This is a genomic window from Enterococcus sp. AZ071, from assembly GCF_050499065.1.
Lineage (GTDB): Bacteria > Bacillota > Bacilli > Lactobacillales > Enterococcaceae > Enterococcus_A > Enterococcus_A ferrettii.
This window is the reverse complement of the sequence record NZ_JBIPAS010000001.1, coordinates 576,873-600,979: the sequence shown is the minus strand read 5'-3', so window position 1 is coordinate 600,979 and position 24,107 is coordinate 576,873. Positions and strand designations below refer to the sequence as shown.

18 protein-coding genes are annotated in these 24,107 nt (G+C 40.2%); 6 read left to right on the top strand and 12 right to left on the bottom strand.

Annotated elements, in window-relative coordinates; translation table 11 throughout:
- Positions 1 to 15: 15 nt before the first annotated feature.
- Positions 16 to 726: a TraX family protein gene (locus IGI49_RS02930; protein WP_429963291.1), complete on the top strand. Its 711-nt coding sequence runs from the start codon at positions 16 to 18 to the stop codon at positions 724 to 726.
- Between the two features lie 8 nt (positions 727 to 734).
- A complete protein-coding gene (locus IGI49_RS02925) occupies positions 735 to 1,907 on the top strand; it encodes an SH3 domain-containing protein (RefSeq protein ID WP_429963290.1) in 1,173 nt (390 codons plus the stop codon).
- 49 nt (positions 1,908 to 1,956) lie between these two features.
- On the opposite strand, the gene IGI49_RS02920 is transcribed toward IGI49_RS02925, so the two are convergent.
- From IGI49_RS02920 to IGI49_RS02870, 11 genes are all read right to left on the bottom strand, one after another.
- Entirely contained in the window at positions 1,957 to 3,015 is a 1,059-nt protein-coding gene (locus IGI49_RS02920; RefSeq protein WP_429963289.1) for a Gfo/Idh/MocA family protein, read from the bottom strand.
- An 11-nt stretch (positions 3,016 to 3,026) separates the two neighbouring features.
- On the bottom strand, positions 3,027 to 3,995 hold the full coding sequence (locus IGI49_RS02915) for a sugar phosphate isomerase/epimerase family protein (protein WP_429963288.1): 969 nt from the start codon (positions 3,993 to 3,995) through the stop codon (positions 3,027 to 3,029).
- A 12-nt stretch (positions 3,996 to 4,007) separates the two neighbouring features.
- Positions 4,008 to 5,081 (bottom strand): Gfo/Idh/MocA family protein, encoded by a 1,074-nt coding sequence (locus IGI49_RS02910; protein WP_429963287.1) that lies wholly within the window; start codon positions 5,079 to 5,081, stop codon positions 4,008 to 4,010.
- 184 nt (positions 5,082 to 5,265) lie between these two features.
- On the bottom strand, positions 5,266 to 6,126 hold the full coding sequence (locus tag IGI49_RS02905) for an AraC family transcriptional regulator (protein ID WP_429963286.1): 861 nt from the start codon (positions 6,124 to 6,126) through the stop codon (positions 5,266 to 5,268).
- 17 nt (positions 6,127 to 6,143) lie between these two features.
- Positions 6,144 to 7,253: an ABC transporter ATP-binding protein gene (locus IGI49_RS02900; protein WP_429963285.1), complete on the bottom strand. Its 1,110-nt coding sequence runs from the start codon at positions 7,251 to 7,253 to the stop codon at positions 6,144 to 6,146.
- 13 nt (positions 7,254 to 7,266) lie between these two features.
- Entirely contained in the window at positions 7,267 to 8,715 is a 1,449-nt protein-coding gene (gene gtfA / locus IGI49_RS02895; RefSeq protein WP_429963284.1) for a sucrose phosphorylase, read from the bottom strand.
- Positions 8,716 to 8,728: 13 nt separating this feature from the next.
- Positions 8,729 to 10,408 (bottom strand): glycoside hydrolase family 13 protein, encoded by a 1,680-nt coding sequence (locus IGI49_RS02890; protein ID WP_429963283.1) that lies wholly within the window; start codon positions 10,406 to 10,408, stop codon positions 8,729 to 8,731.
- The gene (locus IGI49_RS02885) at positions 10,398 to 12,092 is read right to left on the bottom strand and encodes an alpha-glucosidase (RefSeq protein WP_429963282.1); all 1,695 of its coding nucleotides are present in this window, start codon (positions 12,090 to 12,092) and stop codon (positions 10,398 to 10,400) included. The genes IGI49_RS02890 and IGI49_RS02885 overlap by 11 nt, the downstream gene beginning before the upstream one ends.
- 9 nt (positions 12,093 to 12,101) lie before the next feature.
- A complete protein-coding gene (locus IGI49_RS02880) occupies positions 12,102 to 12,944 on the bottom strand; it encodes a sugar ABC transporter permease (RefSeq protein WP_429963281.1) in 843 nt (280 codons plus the stop codon).
- Positions 12,945 to 14,300, bottom strand: coding sequence for a carbohydrate ABC transporter permease (locus IGI49_RS02875; RefSeq protein ID WP_429963280.1), 1,356 nt, complete (start codon positions 14,298 to 14,300; stop codon positions 12,945 to 12,947). It abuts the gene before it with no gap.
- A 57-nt stretch (positions 14,301 to 14,357) separates the two neighbouring features.
- Positions 14,358 to 15,584 (bottom strand): extracellular solute-binding protein, encoded by a 1,227-nt coding sequence (locus IGI49_RS02870; protein ID WP_429963279.1) that lies wholly within the window; start codon positions 15,582 to 15,584, stop codon positions 14,358 to 14,360.
- A gap of 204 nt (positions 15,585 to 15,788) precedes the next feature.
- On the opposite strand from IGI49_RS02870, the gene IGI49_RS02865 reads away from it, so the two are divergent.
- On the top strand, positions 15,789 to 16,778 hold the full coding sequence (locus IGI49_RS02865) for a LacI family DNA-binding transcriptional regulator (RefSeq protein WP_429963278.1): 990 nt from the start codon (positions 15,789 to 15,791) through the stop codon (positions 16,776 to 16,778).
- A 513-nt stretch (positions 16,779 to 17,291) separates the two neighbouring features.
- The gene (nox, locus tag IGI49_RS02860; RefSeq protein ID WP_429963277.1) at positions 17,292 to 18,626 is read left to right on the top strand and encodes a H2O-forming NADH oxidase; all 1,335 of its coding nucleotides are present in this window, start codon (positions 17,292 to 17,294) and stop codon (positions 18,624 to 18,626) included.
- Between the two features lie 83 nt (positions 18,627 to 18,709).
- Here nox and IGI49_RS02855 read toward each other — a convergent pair whose 3' ends face one another.
- Entirely contained in the window at positions 18,710 to 20,053 is a 1,344-nt protein-coding gene (locus IGI49_RS02855) for a citrate/2-methylcitrate synthase (protein ID WP_429963276.1), read from the bottom strand.
- A gap of 168 nt (positions 20,054 to 20,221) precedes the next feature.
- Here IGI49_RS02855 and acnA point away from each other — a divergent pair, with 168 nt between their 5' ends.
- Both acnA and icd read left to right on the top strand, forming a co-directional pair.
- A complete protein-coding gene (gene acnA / locus IGI49_RS02850; protein ID WP_429963275.1) occupies positions 20,222 to 22,882 on the top strand; it encodes an aconitate hydratase AcnA in 2,661 nt (886 codons plus the stop codon).
- Positions 22,883 to 24,103 carry an NADP-dependent isocitrate dehydrogenase gene (icd, locus tag IGI49_RS02845; protein ID WP_429963274.1) on the top strand — a complete coding sequence of 407 codons (1,221 nt, stop codon included), beginning with the start codon at positions 22,883 to 22,885 and terminating at the stop codon, positions 24,101 to 24,103. It abuts the gene before it with no gap.
- The last annotated feature ends 4 nt before the right edge of the window (positions 24,104 to 24,107 follow it).

The window sequence follows — 24,107 nt, the reverse complement described above, 5'->3', positions numbered from 1 at the left end:
AAGGAGCATTGACCGATGGAACATGCTGTATCCCATAAATTTGATTTATCCGCCAACTTTCTTAAGTATCTGGCAATCGCTGCAATGTTTTTAGATCATTTCGCCAGTGTCTTTATTCCTAGCGACCAACCAATTTGGTTCGTTATGCGGGTTTTCGGTCGTTTGTGTGCGCCGATTATGTGTTACTTCGTGGCTGAAGGGGAGTTTTTTACCTCGAATCGAAAAAAATATTTACAACGCTTAGTTCTTTTTGCTTTGCTGGCACATTTTCCCTATGTCATTTATTTTAATCTACCGCTGTTCGACGCCACCAGCGTTTTGTGGGGATTAGCACTTGGATTAATGGCCTTAATTTTCGTCAAACACTCAGCAGCTAATCTCGGGATAAAGATTGCTTTTGTAGGATTATGCTGCTTGCTAGCTATTTGGGCGGATTGGAATTTCGTCTCTGTACTTTGGATTCTTGGCTTTGGACTATTTCGCGGCAACTTCAAAAAACAAATGCTCAGTTTTCTGTTGATAGGAATCGTCTTTCATTTATACCCACTGTTGCGGGATTACGGAACAGCTGATTTGTATCAAATCGGAATCGTACTGGCTATTCCGGTGCTGGCCTTATATCATGGAAGAAAAGGACGCGGCGGTAAATGGATGAAATGGGGCTTTTACTTGTTTTACCCAGGACATTTACTCCTGCTTGAGCTGCTAAAAATATTGATCAGATAGGAGTCAACATGAAATCAATTGCATTACTAGTTACTACTGGTGTTCTATTATTGACAATGGCCGGTTGCCAGCAAAACAACGAAACTTCTGAATCCGGCAGTAGTCAAACAACAGAAACAGCCGTCCCCTCTAAAGAGTCATCTTCAATTAGCCAAGAGACTGCTTCAACCGAGGAAACTCCGGAGCTTACGGGTGAAGTTTACCAGGGACAATACGAATTACCACTGCAGGGTGCAACCGGTTATGTGTCTATCACCCTTCCATTGAGAGAGGCCAATACTATTCAAAGCACTGAGCTAAGACGTTTAGAGCCAGGAACTGGTTTTACCATTTTAAAGGAAGAGAATGGCTGGCTGCAGGTAAACGTCGAGGGCCAAACGGGGTGGCTGGATAGTAATTATTGTATGGTGAATTTGCCGGATTTGATTCCTTCGATCCAATACAACATCACGAATAATACTAAATCATTATTCACTTCCTCTGGACACACTATTCCTAATGTTACTGGACAGGTGTTGTATGAAAGCCGAGATTTAAATGACCGGTTGGGTAAGGAAGAATACATTGTACCCGTCTTATACAATATGGCTGGAAAAATTATGCAAGCTCAAACAGCGGCCTTGTCGGAGGGTAATACCTTAGTCATTTATGAAGGTTTTCGCCCATTACCAGTACAGTTAAATGTTGCAAATCAGCTGATGCAGCTAGCACAAGCGACACCAGAAATTATGGCAGGTATCGCTTCACAGCCCTGGCAAATCGATTGGTTCATTTCTACTAAAGTGTCTAACCACCAAGTAGGCTATGCAATTGATGTAACGGTTGCCAAAATTGACACTTCCAAGCAGAAGAAAGTTGGCAAGTATTTAATCACGGAGGTAGAAAACTCCACTGAGTATCCGATGCACACAGCTATGCACGAATTGAGTACACAATCAGCTATCTACACTCAGCCGGTGGCCGCCAATGATCGCACCGCTTGGCAAAGTGCTGTTGCAAATCCTAATAACAGCGGCAATGTTGCCTTACTTCAGCACTACCTAATCACTATCGGCGGATTAACGCCATTGGCTTCGGAATGGTGGCATTTCAACGATCTTGATGCCTTAGATGTTTTACAAAATCAAAAAGGAAACGGCGATTTTGTATTGTCTTCTACCTACAGCGAAATACCCGAATAATCACTACAAGGAGATAAACCGGTTGGCTTATCTCCCTGTTTCTGTTGCATTAGACTACCTGTAATTCTGTTGTCGCCTTGGTCTCCGCCAACAAAATACGATCAATCAGCTCCATTACTCTGTGTACCTCATGATTTTTCACAATCGGTTCTGCTTGATGACGAACTACTTCATAAAAATTGTGATAAAAGGACACATATTCAGCTTTAGGCTTTGTAAACGGTAGCTTAATAGTTGAATCCTCAGAAGGTGGTGCCATGGTCTTCGTTAATCCGACACCAGCTTGAATCGGCTGCGGTGCGGATAAGATCTCATTTTTTGAAGCAACGACCATTTCGCCAGACAAATCCCAATCCTCAATTTTAGCCGTGCCTTCAGTTCCTTTCACATACCAACGCGGTAATTTTGTGTAGTTGGTGGTGCCTACCTCCACTACAGCCCGCAATCCATTTTCAAAAGTCAGGACACAGCTGAAGCCATCATCCACTTCATCACCTAAAATATAACTCAAATCAGTAGATACTTTTTGGATAGGATAATCTACTAAAAACAATAATTGGTCAAAAAGATGAACGCCCCAGTCCAACACCATTCCACCACCATGAGCCTTCAAGTGACGCCAATCACCTGGGATTCCATTGGCGCCCTGTACTCGCGATTCAATTTGGAAGATATCACCCATTTTCCGATTTTTGTAGAGCTCACGAATAATAAGAAAATCCGGGTCCCAGCGACGATTTTGATGCACCATAAAAACGCAATCGGTCTCATGGGCAACCGCCAGTATTTCATCAAACTCTTTTGTTGTCAACGTCACCGGTTTTTCACAAACCACATGTTTCCCAGCCTGTAAAGCCTGGATCGTTAATTCCTTATGCACATCATTGGGAGTGGCAATTAGTACTGCTTCAACTTGTTTATCTAATAATACTGCTTCATAACTAGGATAAAGTATATGCCCATTTTCTGCGGAAACAGCTTGACGTTCCTCGGACACATCATAGGTTCCGATCACTTGAACACGTTCTTGTTCTTTTGGCATGATAGTATGCACATGATAGCTGCCCATACCGCCATACCCGATAACCGCAAAATTGATTGGTTTCATTTATTTCCTCCCTATGCCCACCACATATCAGCTGGCTGATCCTTGATCATAATACCTTTTAGGTTTGTAACTGCTCGCGTTAGCCCTTCATCAATTGACATAATTGGGTCTTCATGCTCGATACTTAATACATAATCGTAGCCATACAAACGCAATGCCGAAATAATATCTGACCAAACCTTCAAGTCATGGCCACAACCAACAGTCCGGAAAGTCCACGCCCTAGTTTGTACATTGTTATATGGCTGCATATCTGTTAAACCGTACATATTGATATTGTCTTGATCCAAGTAGGTATCTTTGGCGTGGAAATGATGGATGGCGCCTTCTTTACCCAGAATTTTTACCGCGGCTACTGGATCAATCCCCTGCCACCACAAGTGACTCGGGTCTAAATTACAACCGATTGCTTTTCCGGTTGCTTCTCGCAGCTTCAACATCGTATAAGGCGTATGACATAAGAATCCACCATGCAATTCGATCCCTATTTTTACACCCGCAGCTTCAGCAATCGTATTGATTTCTTGCCAATAAGGAATTAGCTTTTGTTCCCATTGGTAATTGTAATTATCATTATAAGCAGTCGGCCACGGCAATACCGGCCAGTTTACCTGCGTGTCAGATGGATTGCCGCCGGAAACACCTGAGAAACCATTGACTACAGAAACATTCATTAAGCTTGCTAATTTAATTGTTTTGCGCAGTAGCTCATCGGCTTCCTGAGCCGTTTCTTTTACTGGTGAAATCGGATTGTGATGACAGCTTAAAGCAGAAATACTTAATCCTTTATCAGCTAATTTTGCCAAATACTCCTGACGCGCTTCCCTGCTGTTTAACAGCTTGTCAATATCCAAATGAGCATTTCCTGGCGATCCGCCTGTTCCGATCTCAACAGCCTGTAAACCTTGTTTAGCTACTGCATCAATCATTTCCTCAAAGCTTAAATTGTTAAATAGTGGGGTAAATACACCTAATTTCATCGCTTGTTCCTCCTATAAAAAGACTGGCTGACCAGTGGTTGATGATTCGTAAATGGCCTCTAATATTTCTGTTACGACTAGCGCCTGCTCCGGCTTCACTATCGGCTCTTGATCTTCTAAAATTGCAGTAATCCAAGACTGAGCCTCTGTCAACGCCGGGTCGTCTCCTTCACCATCGTAAAAATCGACACCGCCTGTTTCTAATTCGATTTTCTTTTCAAACAATAAACTATGATCTTCACCATTCAAGGTCAATCCAGCATTCATATCTGCTCCACCCTTAGTTCCGCAAAGTGTCGTCTTCGCTTCCTTCACACCTAAGCTGTTTAACGCCCAGCTGGATTCTAGGAAGATACTGGCCCCATTCTCCATCACAATAAAACCAAAAGCTGAATCCTCCACCTTGAACTTTTCCGGGTCCCATGATCCCCAGGCATTAGCCGCATTCTCCGTATCAGCTAGCTTATGATAAGCTTTGCCGACTACATATTTAGGCTGATAATTATTCATCATCCACAAAGTCAAATCTAATGCATGTGTACCAATATCAATTAATGGCCCACCTCCCTGCGCTTCTTCATCAAGGAAAACACCCCAAGTAGGAACTGCTCGGCGACGAATCGCATGCGCTTTACCAAAATATATATCTCCTAATGCACCTTCTTGACAAACCTCTTGCAAATATCGTGAATCTGTCCGGAAACGGTTTTGGTAGCCAATGGTCAATTTTTTGCCGGTTCTTTCAGCAGCTTCGATCATCTGCTTCGCCTCAGCCGAGGTTTTAGCCATGGGTTTCTCACACATTACATGACAATCTGCCTCTAAAGCAGCAATCGTTAATTCTGCATGAGAAGAGTTAGGGGTGCACACATGCACTACATCCAATGACAATTCTGCCAGCATTTCCTTGTAATCAGTAAAAACCTTAGCATCCTCGGTTCCAAAGATTACCTGTGCATTAACCGCACGTTCCAAAATAACATCGCAAAAAGCTACTAATTCGACTTCCTTAATTTGCTCTAAAGCCGGAAGATGCTTTCCTTTAGCAATTCCACCGCACCCGATAATTCCAATCTTCAGCTTCATAAATTCCTCCATATTCTTTATTTACCTATAGTATAGTGAAACCAATCTAGGATTTCTTCCTTTATTCCTAACCAAAAGTTCCCGAATTTTGCGTTTTTTTACTCGATGCTAAACATTTATAATTCTCTCAAAAAAAGTTAAGATAACAAAAAACCAGCATCCTCCGTGAGATACTGGAATGAAACTACTGATCTATTTGTTTCTGAAATTGCTTTGGCGAGATGCCAACCTGAGCTTTAAACACATGGTGAAATGTCTTTACACTGGCAAAACCTGATTGACTGGCAACTTCAGTTAAGGGCTGCTCGGAGGTGCCTAAGATGTATTTGGCAATATTAATTCGATATTCAGTCAAATACTGAATAAAAGAAGTCCCTACATGCTTTTTGAAAAAGCGAGAAAAGTACGAGGGGCTAAAGCCCACATAATTTGCGACCTCCTCCATGGTAATTGCCGTCAAAAAATTACTTTCCACATAGGTGAAAACTGAATTCAAGCAAGCCATCACTTCCTGATTTTTCATAGCTTGACGCGACTGGTTAACTGACTTTTCGATCGTCGGAAGCTTGTAAAAATATGCAATCAGTTGATTCAGCAAGCCAGCCATTTCATATTCAGTTCCTTCTTCCGTTTGAGTCGACCAATGAAACAGCTTCAGCAAAAGATCGGTGATCTTTTCTTTAATTGACTGTGGCCAGATCATGCTATAACTGGGAATGCTGCCAAATAAATCATACAAGGATCGGTTGGAGATCATCAGATTCTCTATGTTATGAAAGAGTTTTAAGTCAAATTGATAAACAATTCGCTCGCTATCAGGCGAAGCCAAAAAGAAGTGAGCCTCGCCACTAGGGAAAACATAGGCATCCCCTTCCTTCAGTTTAAGTACCTGCTCGTTGACACCCAAGTTGACCGTCCCCTTTAAGCAATAAATAATTTCGACTTCCTTGTGCCAATGAGGATAGGTAATATCCCAGCCATAGGAAATAAACGTACGAAAGGGAAACAGTGGATTTAGCTGCGGCGTTTCAATATATTTACTCATAGAACTCCTTGTTCTGCTTAAGGCATGGTAATAACTTCTTCGGTTTCTGTATCGAAAAAGTGTGATTTATTTAGATTGAAGGCCAACTGGATTTTTTGCCCTGGCTGATAGACCTCACGAGCATCTACTTTAGACACGAATTCTGTGTTTCCGCTCTTAGAATACAGCATGATTTCTGCTCCTAGCAGTTCAGATACTTCAATCTGCGCTTTTACTGTCGTTTCTGGTGAAGATTCCAAAACAATTTGTTCATTATGAATATCCTCCGGACGAATCCCTAAAATGACTTCTTTGCCTTCATAACCTTTTTGCAGCAATACTTTATTTTTTCCTTCTGGTACTTTCAATTCTAACCCTTGTCCATCACGAATAACACCCTTATTTAGAGTAACATGGAAGAAATTCATAGCCGGTGATCCAATAAAACCCGCTACAAAAACATTTCTAGGAGAATTGTAGACCTCTTTTGGTGAACCAATCTGCTGAATAAATCCATCCTTCATAATGACGATTCGATCTGCCATAGTCATTGCTTCTGTTTGGTCATGAGTGACATAAATTGTAGTAGTTTCCAAACGTTGATGCAGCTTGGCGATTTCCGCTCGCATCGCTACCCGTAATTTGGCATCTAGATTGGATAGAGGCTCATCCATTAGGAATACCTTCGCATCTCGTACAATTGCCCTGCCCAATGCGACCCGTTGTCGTTGTCCACCTGACATCGCGGCCGGCTTCCGATCCAAATACTCAGTTAAGCCTAAGATACTTGCAGCATTTTCTACTCGTTTTTGAATATCTTCCTTTTGGTATTTGCGTAATTTCAACCCAAAAGCCATGTTGTCAAAAACTGTCATATGAGGATACAATGCATAGTTCTGGAAAACCATAGCAATGTCTCGATCCTTTGGTGCCACATCATTCATCAGGACGCCACCAATCAATAATTCTCCTTCAGAAATATCCTCTAAGCCCGCAATCATTCGTAAGGTTGTCGATTTTCCACAACCAGAAGGGCCAACAAAGACAATAAACTCCTGATCCTTAATTTCAAGATTGAAATCCGTTACTGAATACTTGTCATTATTACCATATTTTTTATGCACACCTCTTAAAGCTATATCTACCATAAATGCACCTCTTTTATTTATTGTCGACTATTACTTGGTCATTTTCCACGATGCGAAAGTTCTTATTCTCTAAATTTGCTTCCAGACGGGCGGCTGTCTGCCCATCCTGACTGGTTCTAACAATGATAATCTCTTGTGCAGAAGGTGTTTCCACGTTAATTTCTCCTTCTAAGTCAAAAGCAGCTGAAGTATTTCTAAAACGTAGCAAGTCGAACAATGCCTGAACGACCGGACGCTGGACTTCTACTTCAATTTCTTCTATTGAATAGTAATGACGATTAATGTTGCGACCCTCTTGTGTTCGTTCTAAGAGTTCAATATCATTTCTACCAGCAAATAGACCTACATAATAAATTTGGGGAATTCCCGGAGCAAAACATTGGAGTGCTCTGGCTAACAAATAGCTGTTGTCATTGTCCCCTAGTGCACTGTAATAAGTGCTATTAATTTGATAAATATCCAAATTATTGTAGCTTTCAGAAGAGTAAATCTTCTTCACGTTGGCTCCAACTTTATATAGCTCTTCTGAAGTATAATTTAATTCTTCGTCAGTCAATAAATCCTTTGCATCCACTACTCCGATGCCATCGTGGGTATCTAAGGTAGTAAACTGTCTCATAGGACTCATACGCAACCAAGCTGCCAGCCGCTCGCTTTTCCCGCTGTATAAAGAATACAAGGTAAGCATCGGCAAAGCAAAATCGTACACATAATAATTATGATCAGAAATTTTCATTTGAATCGAGTAATGCTCATGGATTTCAGGCAGTAGCTCCACTTGATGTTCCGCTGCTTCTTCACGAATGTCATCTAATAATTGCCATATTTCCGGTTCTACAAAAAAATCATCGGTGTCCAGCTTTTTAATTGCATAAGCGAAGGCATCTAAACGGATCAGAGAACAGCCATGTTTAGCCATGTCCGCAATAGTTTCTCGAATAAAAGTTTTGGTTATTTCCTTAGTTACATCCAAATCTATTTGTTCTTCCCCAAAGGTATTCCAAACCTGTTCAGTTTCACCATCAGCAAAAGTTATCTTCTGAAAGGGCGCCTTATCCTTACGCTTATAAATCAAATCAATGTCTTCAGCCGTCGGACGATTCTTCGGGAAAAACTTATGAATGCGAATGAACATCTCTTTATAAAGAGAGTTCTCATGCTTTGCCTTGAAGTCTTGAAAGAACTTCGACTCCCGCGAGATATGATTGACCATAAAATCAAACATCAAATAATAACTTTCTCCTAGAGCTTCTACATCCTGCCAATTGCCAAAAGCAGCATCTACCACAGTATAGTCGCTGGGGGCAAAGCCACGGTCGCCAGTAGAGGGAAAGAAAGGCAGCAAATGTACACCACCAACGACTCCTGTTAACTGACTGTTTAGGATCTGTTTTAGCTCCTTTAAATTGCTGCCCATGCTGTCCGCATAGGTAATTAGCATTGCTTCATTTTTAACCTTCACATTCTCACTCCTTTTAAAAATTAGCTAACACGACGCTTTCGTACGGGCGCAAGTTAAGCTGAACTCCCACTTGGTATGGCTGATCGTAGTTCCCTAATAGATACTGATCAAATTCAGTTGAAATCTCAGTTGATTGAGATTGATTTGTATAGTTGATAGCTACAAGAACTTTTTTCCCATCTAGGATTCTTTGGTAGATGATCGTTCCATTCTCTTGCTCATTCGTTGGAAAAAACTTTCCATAAACCAATGTATCTTGATAACGGTTGTCTCTTCTCAATTGAATCAACTGACGATAGTAGTGAAAGACCGAATCAGCTTTGACTAATTCAGCTTCTGCATTGATCGTATGATAATTCGGATTCACCTTCATCCAAGTCTTTTCAGCTTGAGAGAAACCACTATTCTTTGAAGTATTCCACTGCATCGGAGTTCGGGAATTGTCGCGACTTCGGCGATTCATCGCAGCTAAGGCTTCCACGGGTGAAAAACCTGATAGAACCGCTCGACTGTATTGATCATGAGTTGCAATATCATCATATTCATCCATACTGTCCATTTGAATATTGGTCATACCCAACTCCTGCCCTTGATAGATAAACGGTGTCCCCCGCAGGAGCATGAACAAAGTTGCCAGCATTTTTTTGCTGTAGTCATTGATATCTGCAGCCGGAATATATTTATCAATTGAACGAGGCTGGTCGTGGTTTTCCAGGTAAAGAGCCCCCCAACCGTTTTCTTGAGTCACCAGCTGATTGGTAAAGATATGCTTTTTCATCAGCTCCCAGGTCCAGCCGCTGAACTTAAACCACTCACCTGTACTGGGTACATCAATATCGGTATAGCTGAAATCAAAAACCATCGAGAAAAATCCTTGCGATCCAATGTATTCCTTCAATCGCTCACTAGGAACATTAGCCTCAGCTACTGTCATGCTATTGTGAGGTCGGAAAGTTCGGTCATTCATTTCCTTCAACCAAACTTCAATCCCTGGTTGATTCAAAATCCAATGGCCAATAAAAACTAATCCATCTTCCCCATCTGGTTCAAAGAAGCCTTTTTCAATTCTCTTTTTGATATTTAAAATGGCATCAATCCGAAAACCACCCAGGCCTTTATCTAGCCAATAATTAATCATCTGATAAATTTCTTCCCTCACCTGTTGATTTTCCCAGTTTAAATCGGGCTGTTTCTTAGTAAAGGCATGTAAATAGTACATATTGTCTTCCTTGGGAACCGGCTCCCAGGCTGATTCACCAAAGTAGGTGCGCCAATTGTTTGGCGGCTGTCCATCAATCCCTTCACTAAAAATATAATAATCCCGATATTTACTCTCAGGATCCCGCAAGGCTTCTTGGAACCAAGCATGTTCATCAGAAGTATGGTTGACTACTAAATCCATTAAAACCTTCATACCTAGCATCTCAGCTTTTTCAAGTAACTCATCAAAATCTTTATTAGTTCCAAACATATTGTCAATGGTATAATAATCAGCAATGTCGTAGCCGCCATCATCCATTGGTGATTTATAAATTGGACAGATCCAGACTACATCAACACCAAGCTCCTTCAAGTAATCCAGCCGCCGGATAATTCCTTGGATATCTCCAATACCGTCACCGTCACTATCCTGAAAACTTTTGGGATATACTTGATAAACGACGGACTCTTTCCACCATTCCCTATTTTCCATTTACAGAACTCGCTTCTTCCAAAATAATTCCTTGGTAAGGTAATAATGTTAACTGTCCAGTTTGACAGTCAAGCTCAGCATAATTGTTTAATAAGACTTCAAACTCAGCATCGTAATCTACCGCTATAGTTTGATTTGTTAAGTTGCATAAAGCACTGATTGTTTGTTCCTCTAATTTTCTTTGATACGTAACTATTCCAGATGCCTCCACGAAACCAGGAACCGCTCTTCCATAAACAAGCAATTCTTGATAGGTCGGATTCTTTCGCAGCTGAATCATTTCTTTATAAAAGCTCAACAAGGAATGTGGATCCTCTTTTTGCTGCTGATAATTCAGTCCGGGATAATTTGGATTCACCGCAAACCATGGAATTCCTTTTGTAAAACCCGCATTAGTCTGAGAATTCCATTGCATTGGTGTCCGACTGTTTTCCCGATTTTCAATGTTTATTTGCGCTAAGGCTTCTGTTTCACTTAACCCATTTAATAGATAATCTTGATAGTTATTGTGAGTGGCCAAATCAATATATCCGTCGATGGTTTCCTTTGGATAATCCACCATTCCAATTTCCTGCCCCTGATAAATTACTGGAATTCCTCGCATAAAGAAGTAAAACATCCCTAATACAGAAGCACTATGGAAACCAATCTCTTCTTTTGGAATGAAACGATTCAATGCTCGCGGCAAATCATGATTTTCGATAAAGTTGGTAAAGAAGACTCGACCGTTGGCTAATTCCTGTTTTTTATATACTAGCGGTTTTAAAAATTCGATAAACTTCTCAGAATCATTGGCAAATTCCTTTCCTTGAATCGAGTACGCCGTGTGGTAAAAATCAAAGATCGAAGAAAAGTAGCCATTGTCGCCAAAGTATTCTTCCCATTTTTCCGGATCCACTACATCCATTTCAGCAATTGTCAAAATATCCTGCTTACTGAATACTCTGTCCCGTAATTCACCCAAAAATTCTCCAATTCCCAGAGCATCGCGGTAGTTTCCCCAAACCGTCACCAGTCCATCTGGTCCGTCAGAAGGTAAATTTTCTTCGTCATAAATTTTTTTAATGTGAGAAATCGCATCAACTCGGAAGCCTGCCAGCCCTTTTGTCAGCCAAAACTCGATAATTTCATAAAGCTCCTGCCGCAGCTCTGGATTTTCCCAATTTAAGTCTGGCTGATCAACTGTAAACAAATGCAGATAGTATTTATTGGTTCCAGGGATTTTTTCCCAAGCACTGCCGCCAAACATCGAACGCCAATTATTGGGCGGCTCTTCACCACGACCCTCCCGAATGACGTAGTAATCGGCATACTTACTGTCCAAATCTGCCATTGCTTGCTTAAACCATTCATGCTGAGAGGAAGTATGGTTAATTACTAAGTCCATTAAGACTTTAATTCCCCGCTTTTCCGCTTCTTGAATGAGCAATTCAAAATCCTCGTTTGTACCAAAGGAAGGATCTATTTGTAAATAATCGCTGATATCATAGCCATGATCAACCATCGGAGACAAATTAATTGGGCTGATCCAAATCACATTAATACCTAAGTCACTTAAATCATCTAAATGTTCAATCATCCCAGGGATATCGCCAATCCCATCGTTATTCGTATCTTGAAAACTCTTGGGATAAATTTGATATCCAATTGCTTCGTGCCACCATTTTTTATTTTGTACAACCATTTTTTTCCATCATCCTTTAACAGAACCACCAGTGATTCCTTCTACATAGTATTTTTGTAAGAATATAAACAAGAGTGTAATAGGGATTGCGATAATCACACAACCAGCCGTAAAGGCCATATACAGATTATCAGCGTTGTCCCGAGTCATCATTGAATACAGTCCAATCGCGACTGTGTATTTTTCTACTTTGTCTCCCATGATTACTTTGGCAAAAATAAAGTCCATCCAAGGCATCATGAAGGCCTGCAACGCTGTGTAAACGATGATCGGTTTAGAAAGTGGTATCGTTATCTTAGTAAAGATCTCGAATTTCGTTGCGCCATCAATCATAGCTGACTCATCTAGTGACGTCGGAATTGTGTCAAAAAAGCCTTTGGCTATATAAAAGGCTAATGCTGCTCCTGAAGAATAGATCAAAACTAATGCCAACAAACTTTGAGTCAGGTTCAGTGCCTTCAGAATGTAATAAACAGCAATCATACTCATGAAACCGGGAAACATGTTCAAAACCAACGCTACCTTCAAAAATTCTTTTCGCAAACGGAAACGTAAGCGAGACAGTACGTAGGCCATCGAAATTGTAATTGCCGTGCTTAGTAAACAAGAAGCAACTGCTACAATCAGTGTATTCCAAAACCATTTGAGGAAAGGATAACTGGAATTATTTGTGAATAAGAACTTGTAATGGTCCAGCGTAAATTGTTTGGGAATAATATACGAAACAAACTGGCCACCCTCTGCTCGAAACGAAGTTAAAAATATCCAAAGAATCGGGAAGACCCAGATTGCTGCCAAGAAAATCAGCGCTGCATAAATTACTATCTTTGAGCTTTTGCGATTTTTTTCCATTTAAAATGCCCCTTCTTTTTTGTATGATCCTGAGCGGGTGTACGCAAATAGTGAAAAGACTGCACTAAGCACAAACGTAATAATTCCGATAACAGAAGCAATGTTGTAGTCTGCCACCTCAACTGTCAGCTTATATAACCAAGTAACTAATAAATCAGTTTCTCCAGCATTATAGAAATCACTGTTTAATGGTCCACCACCTGTCAGCAGATAAATCACATTGAAATTATTTATGTTTCCAATAAACTGCTGAATCAGACTCGGTGCCATAACAAACAAAATTTGAGGAAAGGTTATATAACGAAAAACCTGAAGCTTATTTGCGCCATCCATGTGAGCTGCTTCAATTTGATCTTCTGGCAAATTCATGATGATCCCAGTAGTTACAAGCATGGACACAGGAATACCAATCCACATATTTACTACAATTACTGAGATTTTCGCTATCAATCCACTAGTTAGAAACGGAATCGGATGGTCAATCAGGTGAATCTGCTGCAAGAAGGCATTGATCGGTCCAGAAGCGTGCAGCATGTTTTGCATGATCAATAGTGAAATGAACTGTGGGACTGCCATTGTTAATACAAACAGAGTTCGAAAAACTTTTTTCCCTTTAATTCCTTTTGAATTAATCAACAAAGCCAACAGCACTCCGAAAAAGAAACTAGTTGCTGTGGCGCATAAGGCCCAAATTAACGTCCATCCCAGAAGTGGGAAAAAAGTTCCAGAAATACGGCCACTTAGGACATTACCAAAATTTGCCAAGCCTACCCAGTCAAATAAGCTTTTTGGCGGCAAATGATTATGATCATAACTGGTGAAAGCTAACGAGATCATATACATCAAAGGCAGCACAGTAAAAATAATTACGCCAACCATTGGTATAGACATCAACGTAAGATGGAAACGTTCATCTAGCAATGAACGTATATCCTGCATAAACGTAGGAATTGCTAAATCATGACTTCTTAAGTAGTAAAGTTGTTTCGTACTTTTTAAATTGGTTTTATACAATAGGATAAAAATGATAAGTGCAATAATTGTAGCAATTCCATAAATCAATAGCAGCATGGAATTATCGCCAGTCACTTGTACATTGATACCCAGTGTTTCATCAAATATCCAGCCTTGCTGGTTTGTCCCCAAAGTAATCAATCCATGAAGATTACTAATTCCCTTCATAAAAAACCAGACCAGAAAACCGATCTCACTAATTAGAAACAGCAGCCCTTTAATAATTTGTTTGTCGGCAAGATTTCCTGCCCCCATAATCACAAAGGCAACCTTCTCCCCCAGATTGCCATTAGAAAGAATTTGCTTGTAAGAGGTTTGCTGCAATGCTTTATTTTCTTCCATTTTTCCACCTCATTTTAATGATCGCAGGATACCTGCAAAAGCATCCTGCGAAGTGAATTAATCTTTAGTTGCAGATGTGTCATCAACTAATTGTGTCAATTTCTTTTCCATTTGATCCTCTGGAATTTTGCCTTTGTAGCTGTCACTTATAACTGATAAAGCACCTGGCCAAAAGCTGACCATTTCGGGAATTTTAGGCATCAATTCAGTAAATTCTGGCTGAGCCATTTTTACAACCGTACTTGCTAAAGGATCATTGACAACTTTTTCAGACTGCTGCAATTCCTTATTAGAAGGAATGGTATTCATTTTTTCGAAGGCTTGCTCCTGTGCAGTTTTGCTGGAAAGATAATTGGCTAATTCCATCGCTTCTAACGGATGCTTCGTATTCGCATTTACACTGTAAAGTTTCACTCCTAAGAAAGCTTTCATTTGAACGGTGCCATCGCCAAAATCATTCGTGGGATAAGTAGTAATTCCCATATTATCCCCTAAAATTTTTTCGATGTTCTCACGTCCCCACGGTCCACTAACCAAAGCCGCGATTGAACCGTTCTCCAGTTGACTCATTAAATCAGCATTGGCTTGAACAACATTCGGATTTTTGCCTTGAGCAGCAATCCATTTTAAGGTGTTAACGCCTTTAGCATCATTGAATGTGGTTCCTGAAGCATCTTCCCCATCTTCTCCATACAGCTTCGACCCATTTGATACAAAGAATGGAACGGCAAAGTAGTCCGCGCCAGCCTCCTCAAAATTTAATCCAATTTTTTCTTTAGCGACAATCCCTTCATAAGTTTTAACATCTTCTTCGGTTAATTTAGATTTATCGTAATAAAGCATCATGCTTTCTACCCCATAAGGATAGCCATATAGTTTGTCTTGATAAGTAGCACCGTTGACAGCCTGTTCAGTATTGTTTTTGTTTACATCATCTGCATACTTCGTGTTCTCATAAACCACCCCAGCATCTACTAGCTGACCAAGCTGATCATGAGGCATACTGAATACATCGGCAGCAGCATCCGGGTCCTTCTTAACGAATTCCTGAGCCTTTCCAGTGTCAGACTCAATCACATCAATCGTGTAGTCAATTCCATTGCTCGCTTTGTAATCCTTTACGACATCCTTATAGAAATCACCTGTACCAGGATCTACCCAGACCTTTAAGTTCACATCGTCTGAATCTGTTTGGCTGTTAGAGTTGTCTTCTCCTCCACCGCACCCTGTTAACAGTAACGCTGCAAAAATCGTAACAATACTTAAACCTACTTTTTTCTTCATGGCTATTCTCCTTTAATTTTAATAAATTGTGAAAACGATACCTCATCATTTAACAGCAACCAATAGAAGGCGTTTTCTTTATAGATCGAGTATATGTCAATCGTTTTCATATGTCAATCGTTTTCATAATATTTTTTTGTTGCTATATAGGCATTTTAGTCTATAATGAGTATAAGAATTCATAAAAAATAAGGAGTAAATTAGATGGCAAGTATCGAAGATGTAGCTAAAAAAGCCAAGGTTTCAGTCACCACTGTTTCTCGGGCTCTCAATAATCATCCCTATGTGTCAGACAAAACTAAAAAGAAAATTTATAAAGCCATGGAAGAGTTAAACTATTATCCAAATAACGTTGCTCAACAACTGAGAGGCAAAGGCTCTAAAATGATTGGTGTGATTATCTCATACATTACGAATCCTTTTTTTGCTTATTTGGTTGATGCGATTGAAACGACGGCTTTAGATTTGGGATATCACCTGGTAGTCATGCAAACCCGCGGCAATCCTACTATGGAAAAGTTTTATATCGAAATGGTTCAGAAGAAGCAGTTAGATGGCATAATCATGACCAATTTAGAAACTGCGACTAAAGAGGTAACCGCTTTAATTGAAGAAGGAAAAATTGTCCTATGCAATCGTTACATTGGCAACGAGAGATTACCCGTTATTCACATTGATGAAGCAGAAGCAAGCTACAAAGGAACCGACTATTTAATCAGACAAGGTCACAGAAAAATTGCTTTTTGTACTGGTAATGTGATGAATCCTCATGATCATCGCTTTAAGGGATACCTGCAAGCATTGCGAGATAACAACTTGACGTTTGATGAAAACTGGTTCTTCAATGATACTTTAGGCATTGAAGGCGGAAAAAAATTCCTGAGATGGTTGGTAGAACATCCGGAAACCGGAATAACTGCTGTTTTCTCTAATGGAGATGAAGTTGCGGCTGGAATTATTAGCGAAGCTCGCAAATATCAAGTTAATGTTCCTGAAGACTTAGCTGTTTTAGGCTTCGATGATCAACCAATGGCACTGTTAACCTCACCAGAAATCACAACAATTCGCCAGCCAATTAAAAAAATGGGTGAATACACGACGAAAGTCCTAATCGCTAAGATAGAAAAAAGGAAACTCTCTCTTATTGAGAAACCTGACCTAAAAACTGAATTAATCATTCGCGAATCCGTTTAGTATCAAACGTCACAATGAATTAAGCATTGCGGCGTTTTTTTATGTATTCAATCACATACTAGATGTTTAAGAAAATCAGTAACTTTTTTTTAACTGCAAAATTGTTCTACTTTACTAATTAAAGCAGAATATAACTTTCTATTCTCATTAGAAACCACAACTTTCTCAATCAACAGAACGATATTTAATAAAAAACTGTTCTCATTAAGCAAAAAAAATAACGTTGGGAAATGGTTTACAAAGCGGACTTCCTCCACTTTTTTTGAAAAGATTGAAAAAAAATTCAGATTTTTGATAATTATTCTTAATTAGGTCTGAGTTTTCTGGTATAATCTTCTTGAGAACGGTCACATTTATCTCTTGTTTGTAAAGAAGACAGGTTGATAAACGTCTCATCGTGCTCAAGGAATAGTTAAACCCGCGGTTTTAACCAACTGCACTTTATTGTCCGTCACTATTATTGTGAAAAAACAAGCAAAGATTCTATCTACTATTTGAAAGAGAGGTTTTTTGATGTCTAAAACAGTAATTATTGGAGCTAATCATGCAGGAATCGCTGCAGCAAACACGTTATTGGATACTTACAAAGATCAGGAAGTTGTGATGATTGACCGCAACACCAACTTAAGCTATTTAGGTTGCGGAACCGCACTTTGGGTGGGACGCCAAATCGATTCATATGAAGGGTTATTCTATACGAAAAAAGAGGATTTTGAAGCAAAGGGCGCTAAAATCTCTATGGAAACAACAGTTGATCGTATTGATTTCGCAAAAAAAGAAGTTTACGCGGTCAAAAAAGATGGCGAAAGCTATGTTGAATCCTACGACAAATTAATTCTTGCTACTGGTTCTGTACCTATTTCGCCAAACGTACCAGGTCGTGACTTGAGCAACATCCATTTCTTGAAACGATTCCAAGACGGCCAAGCCGTGGATGAAATCCTTTCTAAAGACACTATTGAAACAGTTGCTGTAATCGGTGCCGGCTACATTGGTGTCGAAATTGCTGAAGCAGCAAAACGGCGTGGTAAAAACGTACTATTGTTTGATGCTGCAGGACGTTCTCTGCCAAATTACTATGATAAATGGTTTACAGATGATATGGATAAAGTACTAGCTGATCATGGTATTGAATTGCACTTTAATGAGCTTGCTCGCGAATACAAAGGTCACGATACAGTTGAAGCCATTGTTACTGATAAAGGGGAATATCCAGTTGACTTAGTAATAAATGCGATCGGCTTCCTGCCAAACAATGCACTTGGTAAAGAACATTTAGAATTGTTTGCTAATGGTGCTTACTTGGTTGACCTGCATCAAAAGACCAGTGATGATTCAGTTTATGCTGTAGGAGACTGTGCAACAATTTACTCAAACGCATTGAAGAAAACCACTTATATTGCCTTAGCAACTAATGCCGTTCGTTCCGGAATTGTGGCAGCTCACAATATCGGTGGCACTCCTTTGGAATCGACCGGGGTTCAAGGTTCAAACGGTATCTCAATCTTTGGCTATAATATGGTATCAACTGGTCTTTCAGTGGAAGCTGCTGAGAAAAATGGTCTGAAAGTAAAATATACAGATTTCCAAGACTCTCAAAAACCTGGATTTATGAAAGAAAACGACGATGTGAAGATTCGTATCGTTTACGAAGAAGATTCTCGCCGGGTTGTGGGTGCACAATTAGCATCTACCACAGCAGAAATTGCTATGGGCATTCATATGTTCTCCCTAGCAATTGAAGAAGGCGTAACTATCGACAAAATGAAACTATTGGACATTTTCTTCTTGCCTCACTTCAACCAACCTTATAATTACATCACTATGGCGGCATTAAGCGCTGAATAATTTAAAAAGCGATCTGTTCAAATTTCGAACAGGTCGCTCTTTTTTTACTATTAAAATTATAGTGAAAAATGTAGATTAACTTTTTAACGATCAATAATTGTGGTGTAATCCATCTCCGTCGAAACTTCCATATAAGCTGGACGAATAATTTTTTGAACATTAATCAGCTCTTCTATTCGATGGGCAGACCAACCGACAATTCTGGCAATTGCAAACATTGGCGTGTACAATTCTTGAGGCAAATCTAACATGTGGTAAACAAATCCGCTAAAGAAGTCAATGTTAGCACTAACCCCCTTATATACTTTGCGTCGTTTAGAGATAACCTCTGGAGCTATTCGTTCCACTTTACGATAAAGATTGAAATCCGCTTCAGCACAGGCACCCTTCTCACTTGCCAGCTTTTCGACATAACGTTTAAAAATTTCGGCACGCGGATCAGACTCTGCGTAAATCGCATGCCCCATACCGTAAATCAATCCTTGTTTGTCAAAAGCTTTCTTACTCAAAATCTTTTCTAAGTAAGCAGCAATTTCTTCGTCGTCCTCAGGATCTTTAAGATTATCCTTCAAATCATCCATCATTTGCGTTACTTTGATATTCGCACCACCATGTTTAGGTCCTTTTAGCGAGCCTAAAGCTGCTGCTATGGTTGAATATGTATCCGTTCCACTTGAAGTAACTACCCGTGTTGTAAAGGTGGAGTTGTTACCGCCTCCGTGTTCCATATGTAGAACGAGTGCCATATCTAAAGTCTGTGCCTCTTGGAAGGTATACTTCTTATCCGGCCGCAACATTGTCAAAATTGCTTCCGCCGTGCTCAAAGATGCATCTGGGCGATGAATATACATACTTTCTCCTTTTGCATAATGATTGTAGGCATGATAAGAGTACACAGCAATCATCGGAAAGATACTAATTAATGACAGGCTTTGATCCAAAACATTTTCAATACTGATATCGTCCGTTTTATCGTCATAACATCCCAGTGTCAGGATACTGCGAGACATCATATTCATAATGTTGTGAGAAGGAGCCTTCATAATAACATCCCGTACAAAGTTTGTTGGAAGTGTTCGTCTTTTAGCAATTGTCTCAGTAAAGTCGTGTAGTTGTTTTTTGGTAGGAAGATCTCCAAATAATAACAGATAACTGACTTCTTCAAATCCTAGACGCTCTTCTGAAACAAACCCCTTCACCAAGTCGTTCACGTCAATCCCCCGGTAACGCAATTCCCCACGATTAGAAACCACTTGATCTCCTACCATTTTTTGGGGATGAATCGTCGATATATTGGTTAATCCAGCTAGCACACCTTTACCATCTAAGTCACGCAAACCCCTTTTCACATTATGTTTCGTGAACAAGGAAGCATCCAAATGATCCTTTTGACGGCATACCTCCGCCATTAACTCTAAATCTAACATGTTGATGTCCTCCTAACTTTCCACTTCTGGTGTTTTTCATTCAAGAAACATTATAACACCATTATTTTAAAATGAAATAGTTTTAATAAAGACATTTACTTTCTTTTTCTTTCTTCGTATAATATACCAACAAGCAAGTATCAATAACAGAAGGGAAGGATTATCAAAATGAACTGGACAAAGCAATTAACCATCAACAACGAACAATATACCTATCTTGATCTTTCATCGGTCGCTTCCTCCTATAGTAAGGAGCTATCAAATTATCCCTTTAGCATCCGTGTTTTGCTGGAGAGTTTAGCCCGTCATAAAGAACTGGAAGCCTTGGAAGAGCTGATTGAATACGATGCACAGAATCCTGAGGGAGTTATTCCTTTCCGACCATCACGTGTAATACTCCAGGATTTCACTGGCGTACCTGCCGTTGTTGATCTAGCAGCTATGCGGGATGCTGTGGTAAAGCTTGGCGGAAAAGCCGAGTATATCAATCCAGAAATTCCTGTGACTTTAGTCGTGGATCACTCGGTACAGGTTGATTGTGCCGGGACTCAAGACAGTTTAACCTACAATACCGAAAAAGAATTTGAACGGAACCATGAACGTTACCAATTTTTAAAATGGGCACAACAAGCCTTTGACAATTTCGATGTCGTTCCACCAGAAACCGGAATTATCCATCAAGTAAACTTAGAATTTCTTTCTGATGTCATCCTAAAACAATTAAAAGACGGACAAAACTGGCTATTTCCAGATTCATTAGAAGGAACAGACTCTCATACAACCATGATTAATGGATTAGGTGTACTAGGATGGGGAGTTGGCGGGATCGAAGCAGAAGCCGCTATCTTAGGTGAAGCATCTTTCTTTCCTACACCAGAAGTCATCGGAGTCCAACTAACTGGTGCTTTGTCACCAACAGCTACTGCTACTGATTTAGCTTTACACTTAACACAGCTGTTAAGAAGTGAAAAAGTAGTAGGTAAATTTGTAGAGTATTTCGGTGAGGGGTATCAAAAATTAAGTCTATCAGATCGAGCAACCATTGCTAACATGGCACCAGAATACGGTGCAACTTGTGGTTACTGTCCAATTGACCAAGAAACCTTAAATTATTTGCGGGTTACTGGACGAACACCTGATCAAATTAAACTAGTTGAAACCTACGCTAAGGAAAATCACCTATTCTATGATGGAACAGAAACACCCAGTTATACGCGAATTATTCAGCTGGACTTAGGCGAAATTAATTCCTCACTAGCGGGACCAAAACGTCCACAGGATCGAATTCCTCTAGGCCAAGTTGCAGAAAATTTTACTGCCTCTTTGACTAATCCAAGCGGTCCTCAAGGTTTTGGCTTGTCTAAGCATGAGATAAATAAAAAAGTGGCGGTTACCAACAAGGATGACAAACTGCAAACAGGCGACTTAGCTTTAGCTGCTATTACCAGCTGTACCAACACTAGTAATCCAAGTGTAATGGTCGCCGCTGGACTATTAGCTAAAAAAGCTGTTGAAAAGGGCCTTCAGGTTCCTTCAACCATCAAAACCTCCTTGGCACCAGGTTCAAAAATTGTAACCTCCTATTTGGAAAAAGGACAATTACTGGAGCCTTTGGCATCGTTAGGTTTTGATATTGTTGGTTACGGTTGTACTACCTGCATAGGGAACTCTGGTCCCCTATCTGACGAAATTGAACAAATCTTGAAGGAAAATGATTTAGTTGTATCAGCTGTTCTGTCAGGGAATCGTAACTTTGAAGGTAGAATTCATCCATTGATTAAAGCCAATTATCTAGCTTCGCCACCACTAGTTATCGCTTATGCTTTAGCTGGTACAGTAACAAAGGATTTAACTACTGAGCCGATTGCTGAGACAGCAGATGGTCCAGTTTACTTAGAGGATCTATGGCCAAGTAAAGAGGAAATTGATGCATATATTCATGCTCATCTAGATCCAGATGATTACCAAGCCGCTTACGAAGATGTGTATCAATCCAATGAACGCTGGAATCAAATCCAAACTTCAGAAGGCGCCACATATGGCTGGGATGAAGCATCAACTTATATTGCAAACCCGCCATTCTTTGAAACCCTTAGCAAGACTTTGGACGCTCCTCCTTCACTAACTGGATTAAAGGTTTTAGCAAAATTTGGAGACTCTGTAACGACCGACCATATTTCCCCAGCCGGAAATATTTCTCTTAATTCACCGGCCGGACAATACCTTAAGGACCGTGGATTGGCTTATAAGGACTATAATTCTTATGGTTCACGTCGTGGAAATCACGAAGTTATGATGCGAGGAACCTTCGGAAATATTCGCATTCAAAATCAGTTAACTCCTGATGTTACCGGTGGATACACACGTTCAGCATTAACAGGTGAAGAAATGAGTATTTACGATGCGGCCATGGACTATCAAAAAAATGGGATTGGCACAGTTATCTTGACTGGCAAAGACTACGGTATGGGCTCGTCTCGTGACTGGGCTGCCAAAGGAACTTCATTACTTGGTGTTAAAGCCGTTATTGCCGAAAGCTACGAAAGAATTCACCGTAGCAACTTGGTAATGATGGGCATTGTGCCTTTGGAATATCTAGAGGGGGAAACAGCAGAAACCTTAGGCTTAGACGGTTCGGAAACCTTTACCATTGATATGCCGGAAGAACCAGTTATTAATCAACTGGTGGACGTAACGGCGGAAAAAGATAAAACAATTACCTTTCAAGCGAAACTGCGTTTTGATTCCAAAGCAGATGTAGACTACTGGAAAAACCAAGGGATCTTGCCATTGGTTATTCGTAAAAAGATGAGTGAGGAGATAAAATAAATGACAAACACTCCAATTATTCCTTACATTGAAGGCGACGGTATTGGACCTGAAATCTGGGCGGCAACGCAAGCGGTTATAGATACCTCTTTAGAAATTTGCTATGGTTCAGATAAAAAAATTCAATGGTTAGAAGTTTTAGCTGGTGAAAAAGCCTTCAACCAAACCGGCGAATGGCTTCCTGATGCGACTGTTGCTGCAATTCAAGAACATAAATTAGCTATCAAAGGTCCTTTAACCACTCCAATTGGTGGTGGTATTCGTTCGCTAAATGTGGCATTGAGACAAACACTCGATTTGTATGCTTGTGTACGCCCCGTCCGCTATTTTAAAGGGGTTCCTTCTCCTTTAAAAGAACCTGAAAAAACTAATATGACTATTTTCCGTGAAAATACCGAGGACGTCTATGCGGGTATAGAATTTGCGTCCGGCTCGGACGAAGCAAAAAAATTACTCGCTTTCCTTAGAGACACTTTATCGGTCAACAAAATCCGATTTCCAGAAACCAGCTCCCTGGGAATTAAACCAATCTCAAAAGAAGGCAGTGAGCGATTGGTCAGTTCCGCAATGGATTATGCAGTGGAAAACAAACTGACTCGTCTGACTTTAGTACACAAGGGTAATATTATGAAATTTACTGAAGGCGGCTTTAAAGCTTGGGGATATGATTTACTGGAAAAAAAATATCCTCAAGCATTCACAATGAACCAATATAAAAAAATTGCTGCTGAGAATAGTGTTGAGGCAGCAGATGCTGCCTTAGCAGCAGCCAAAGAAGAAAAAAAAGTAATCGTGGATGATGTGATCGCAGATAATTTGCTGCAGCAAATTCTTTTGTACCCTGAGAAGTTTCAAGTGATTGCTACGACTAACCTAAATGGTGATTATATTTCGGATGCACTAGCAGCTCAAGTTGGCGGTATCGGCATCTCACCTGGTGCCAATATCAATTATCAATCTGGCCATGCAATTTTTGAAGCGACTCATGGTACAGCGCCTGATATTGCGGGCAAGGGCTATGCTAATCCTTGTTCGCTTTTGCTCTCAGCAACTATGCTTCTAGATCATTTAGGCTGGTACGAAGCAAGTCGAAAAATCACTGTGGCAATTGAAACAGCTCTTGAACAAAAAGTTGTTACTAAGGATTTTGCTCAGGCATTAAACATTCCAGAAGTTTCAACTAGTGAGTTTGCAAAAGAATTAATTAAACTGATGAAATAAAGAA

Coding starts and splice junctions, on each gene's coding strand:
- IGI49_RS02910 (WP_429963287.1), bottom strand. CDS start 5,081: ATGAAGCTGAAGATTGGAATTATCGGGTGCGGTGGAATTGCTAAAGGA.
- IGI49_RS02920 (WP_429963289.1), bottom strand. CDS start 3,015: ATGAAACCAATCAATTTTGCGGTTATCGGGTATGGCGGTATGGGCAGC.
- IGI49_RS02890 (WP_429963283.1), bottom strand. CDS start 10,408: ATGGAAAATAGGGAATGGTGGAAAGAGTCCGTCGTTTATCAAGTATAT.
- IGI49_RS02900 (WP_429963285.1), bottom strand. CDS start 7,253: ATGGTAGATATAGCTTTAAGAGGTGTGCATAAAAAATATGGTAATAAT.
- IGI49_RS02905 (WP_429963286.1), bottom strand. CDS start 6,126: ATGAGTAAATATATTGAAACGCCGCAGCTAAATCCACTGTTTCCCTTT.
- IGI49_RS02930 (WP_429963291.1), top strand. CDS start 16: ATGGAACATGCTGTATCCCATAAATTTGATTTATCCGCCAACTTTCTT.
- IGI49_RS02925 (WP_429963290.1), top strand. CDS start 735: ATGAAATCAATTGCATTACTAGTTACTACTGGTGTTCTATTATTGACA.
- IGI49_RS02915 (WP_429963288.1), bottom strand. CDS start 3,995: ATGAAATTAGGTGTATTTACCCCACTATTTAACAATTTAAGCTTTGAG.
- IGI49_RS02875 (WP_429963280.1), bottom strand. CDS start 14,300: ATGGAAGAAAATAAAGCATTGCAGCAAACCTCTTACAAGCAAATTCTT.
- acnA (WP_429963275.1), top strand. CDS start 20,222: ATGAACTGGACAAAGCAATTAACCATCAACAACGAACAATATACCTAT.
- IGI49_RS02865 (WP_429963278.1), top strand. CDS start 15,789: ATGGCAAGTATCGAAGATGTAGCTAAAAAAGCCAAGGTTTCAGTCACC.
- icd (WP_429963274.1), top strand. CDS start 22,883: ATGACAAACACTCCAATTATTCCTTACATTGAAGGCGACGGTATTGGA.
- IGI49_RS02870 (WP_429963279.1), bottom strand. CDS start 15,584: ATGAAGAAAAAAGTAGGTTTAAGTATTGTTACGATTTTTGCAGCGTTA.
- IGI49_RS02855 (WP_429963276.1), bottom strand. CDS start 20,053: ATGTTAGATTTAGAGTTAATGGCGGAGGTATGCCGTCAAAAGGATCAT.
- IGI49_RS02880 (WP_429963281.1), bottom strand. CDS start 12,944: ATGGAAAAAAATCGCAAAAGCTCAAAGATAGTAATTTATGCAGCGCTG.
- IGI49_RS02885 (WP_429963282.1), bottom strand. CDS start 12,092: ATGGTTGTACAAAATAAAAAATGGTGGCACGAAGCAATTGGATATCAA.
- nox (WP_429963277.1), top strand. CDS start 17,292: ATGTCTAAAACAGTAATTATTGGAGCTAATCATGCAGGAATCGCTGCA.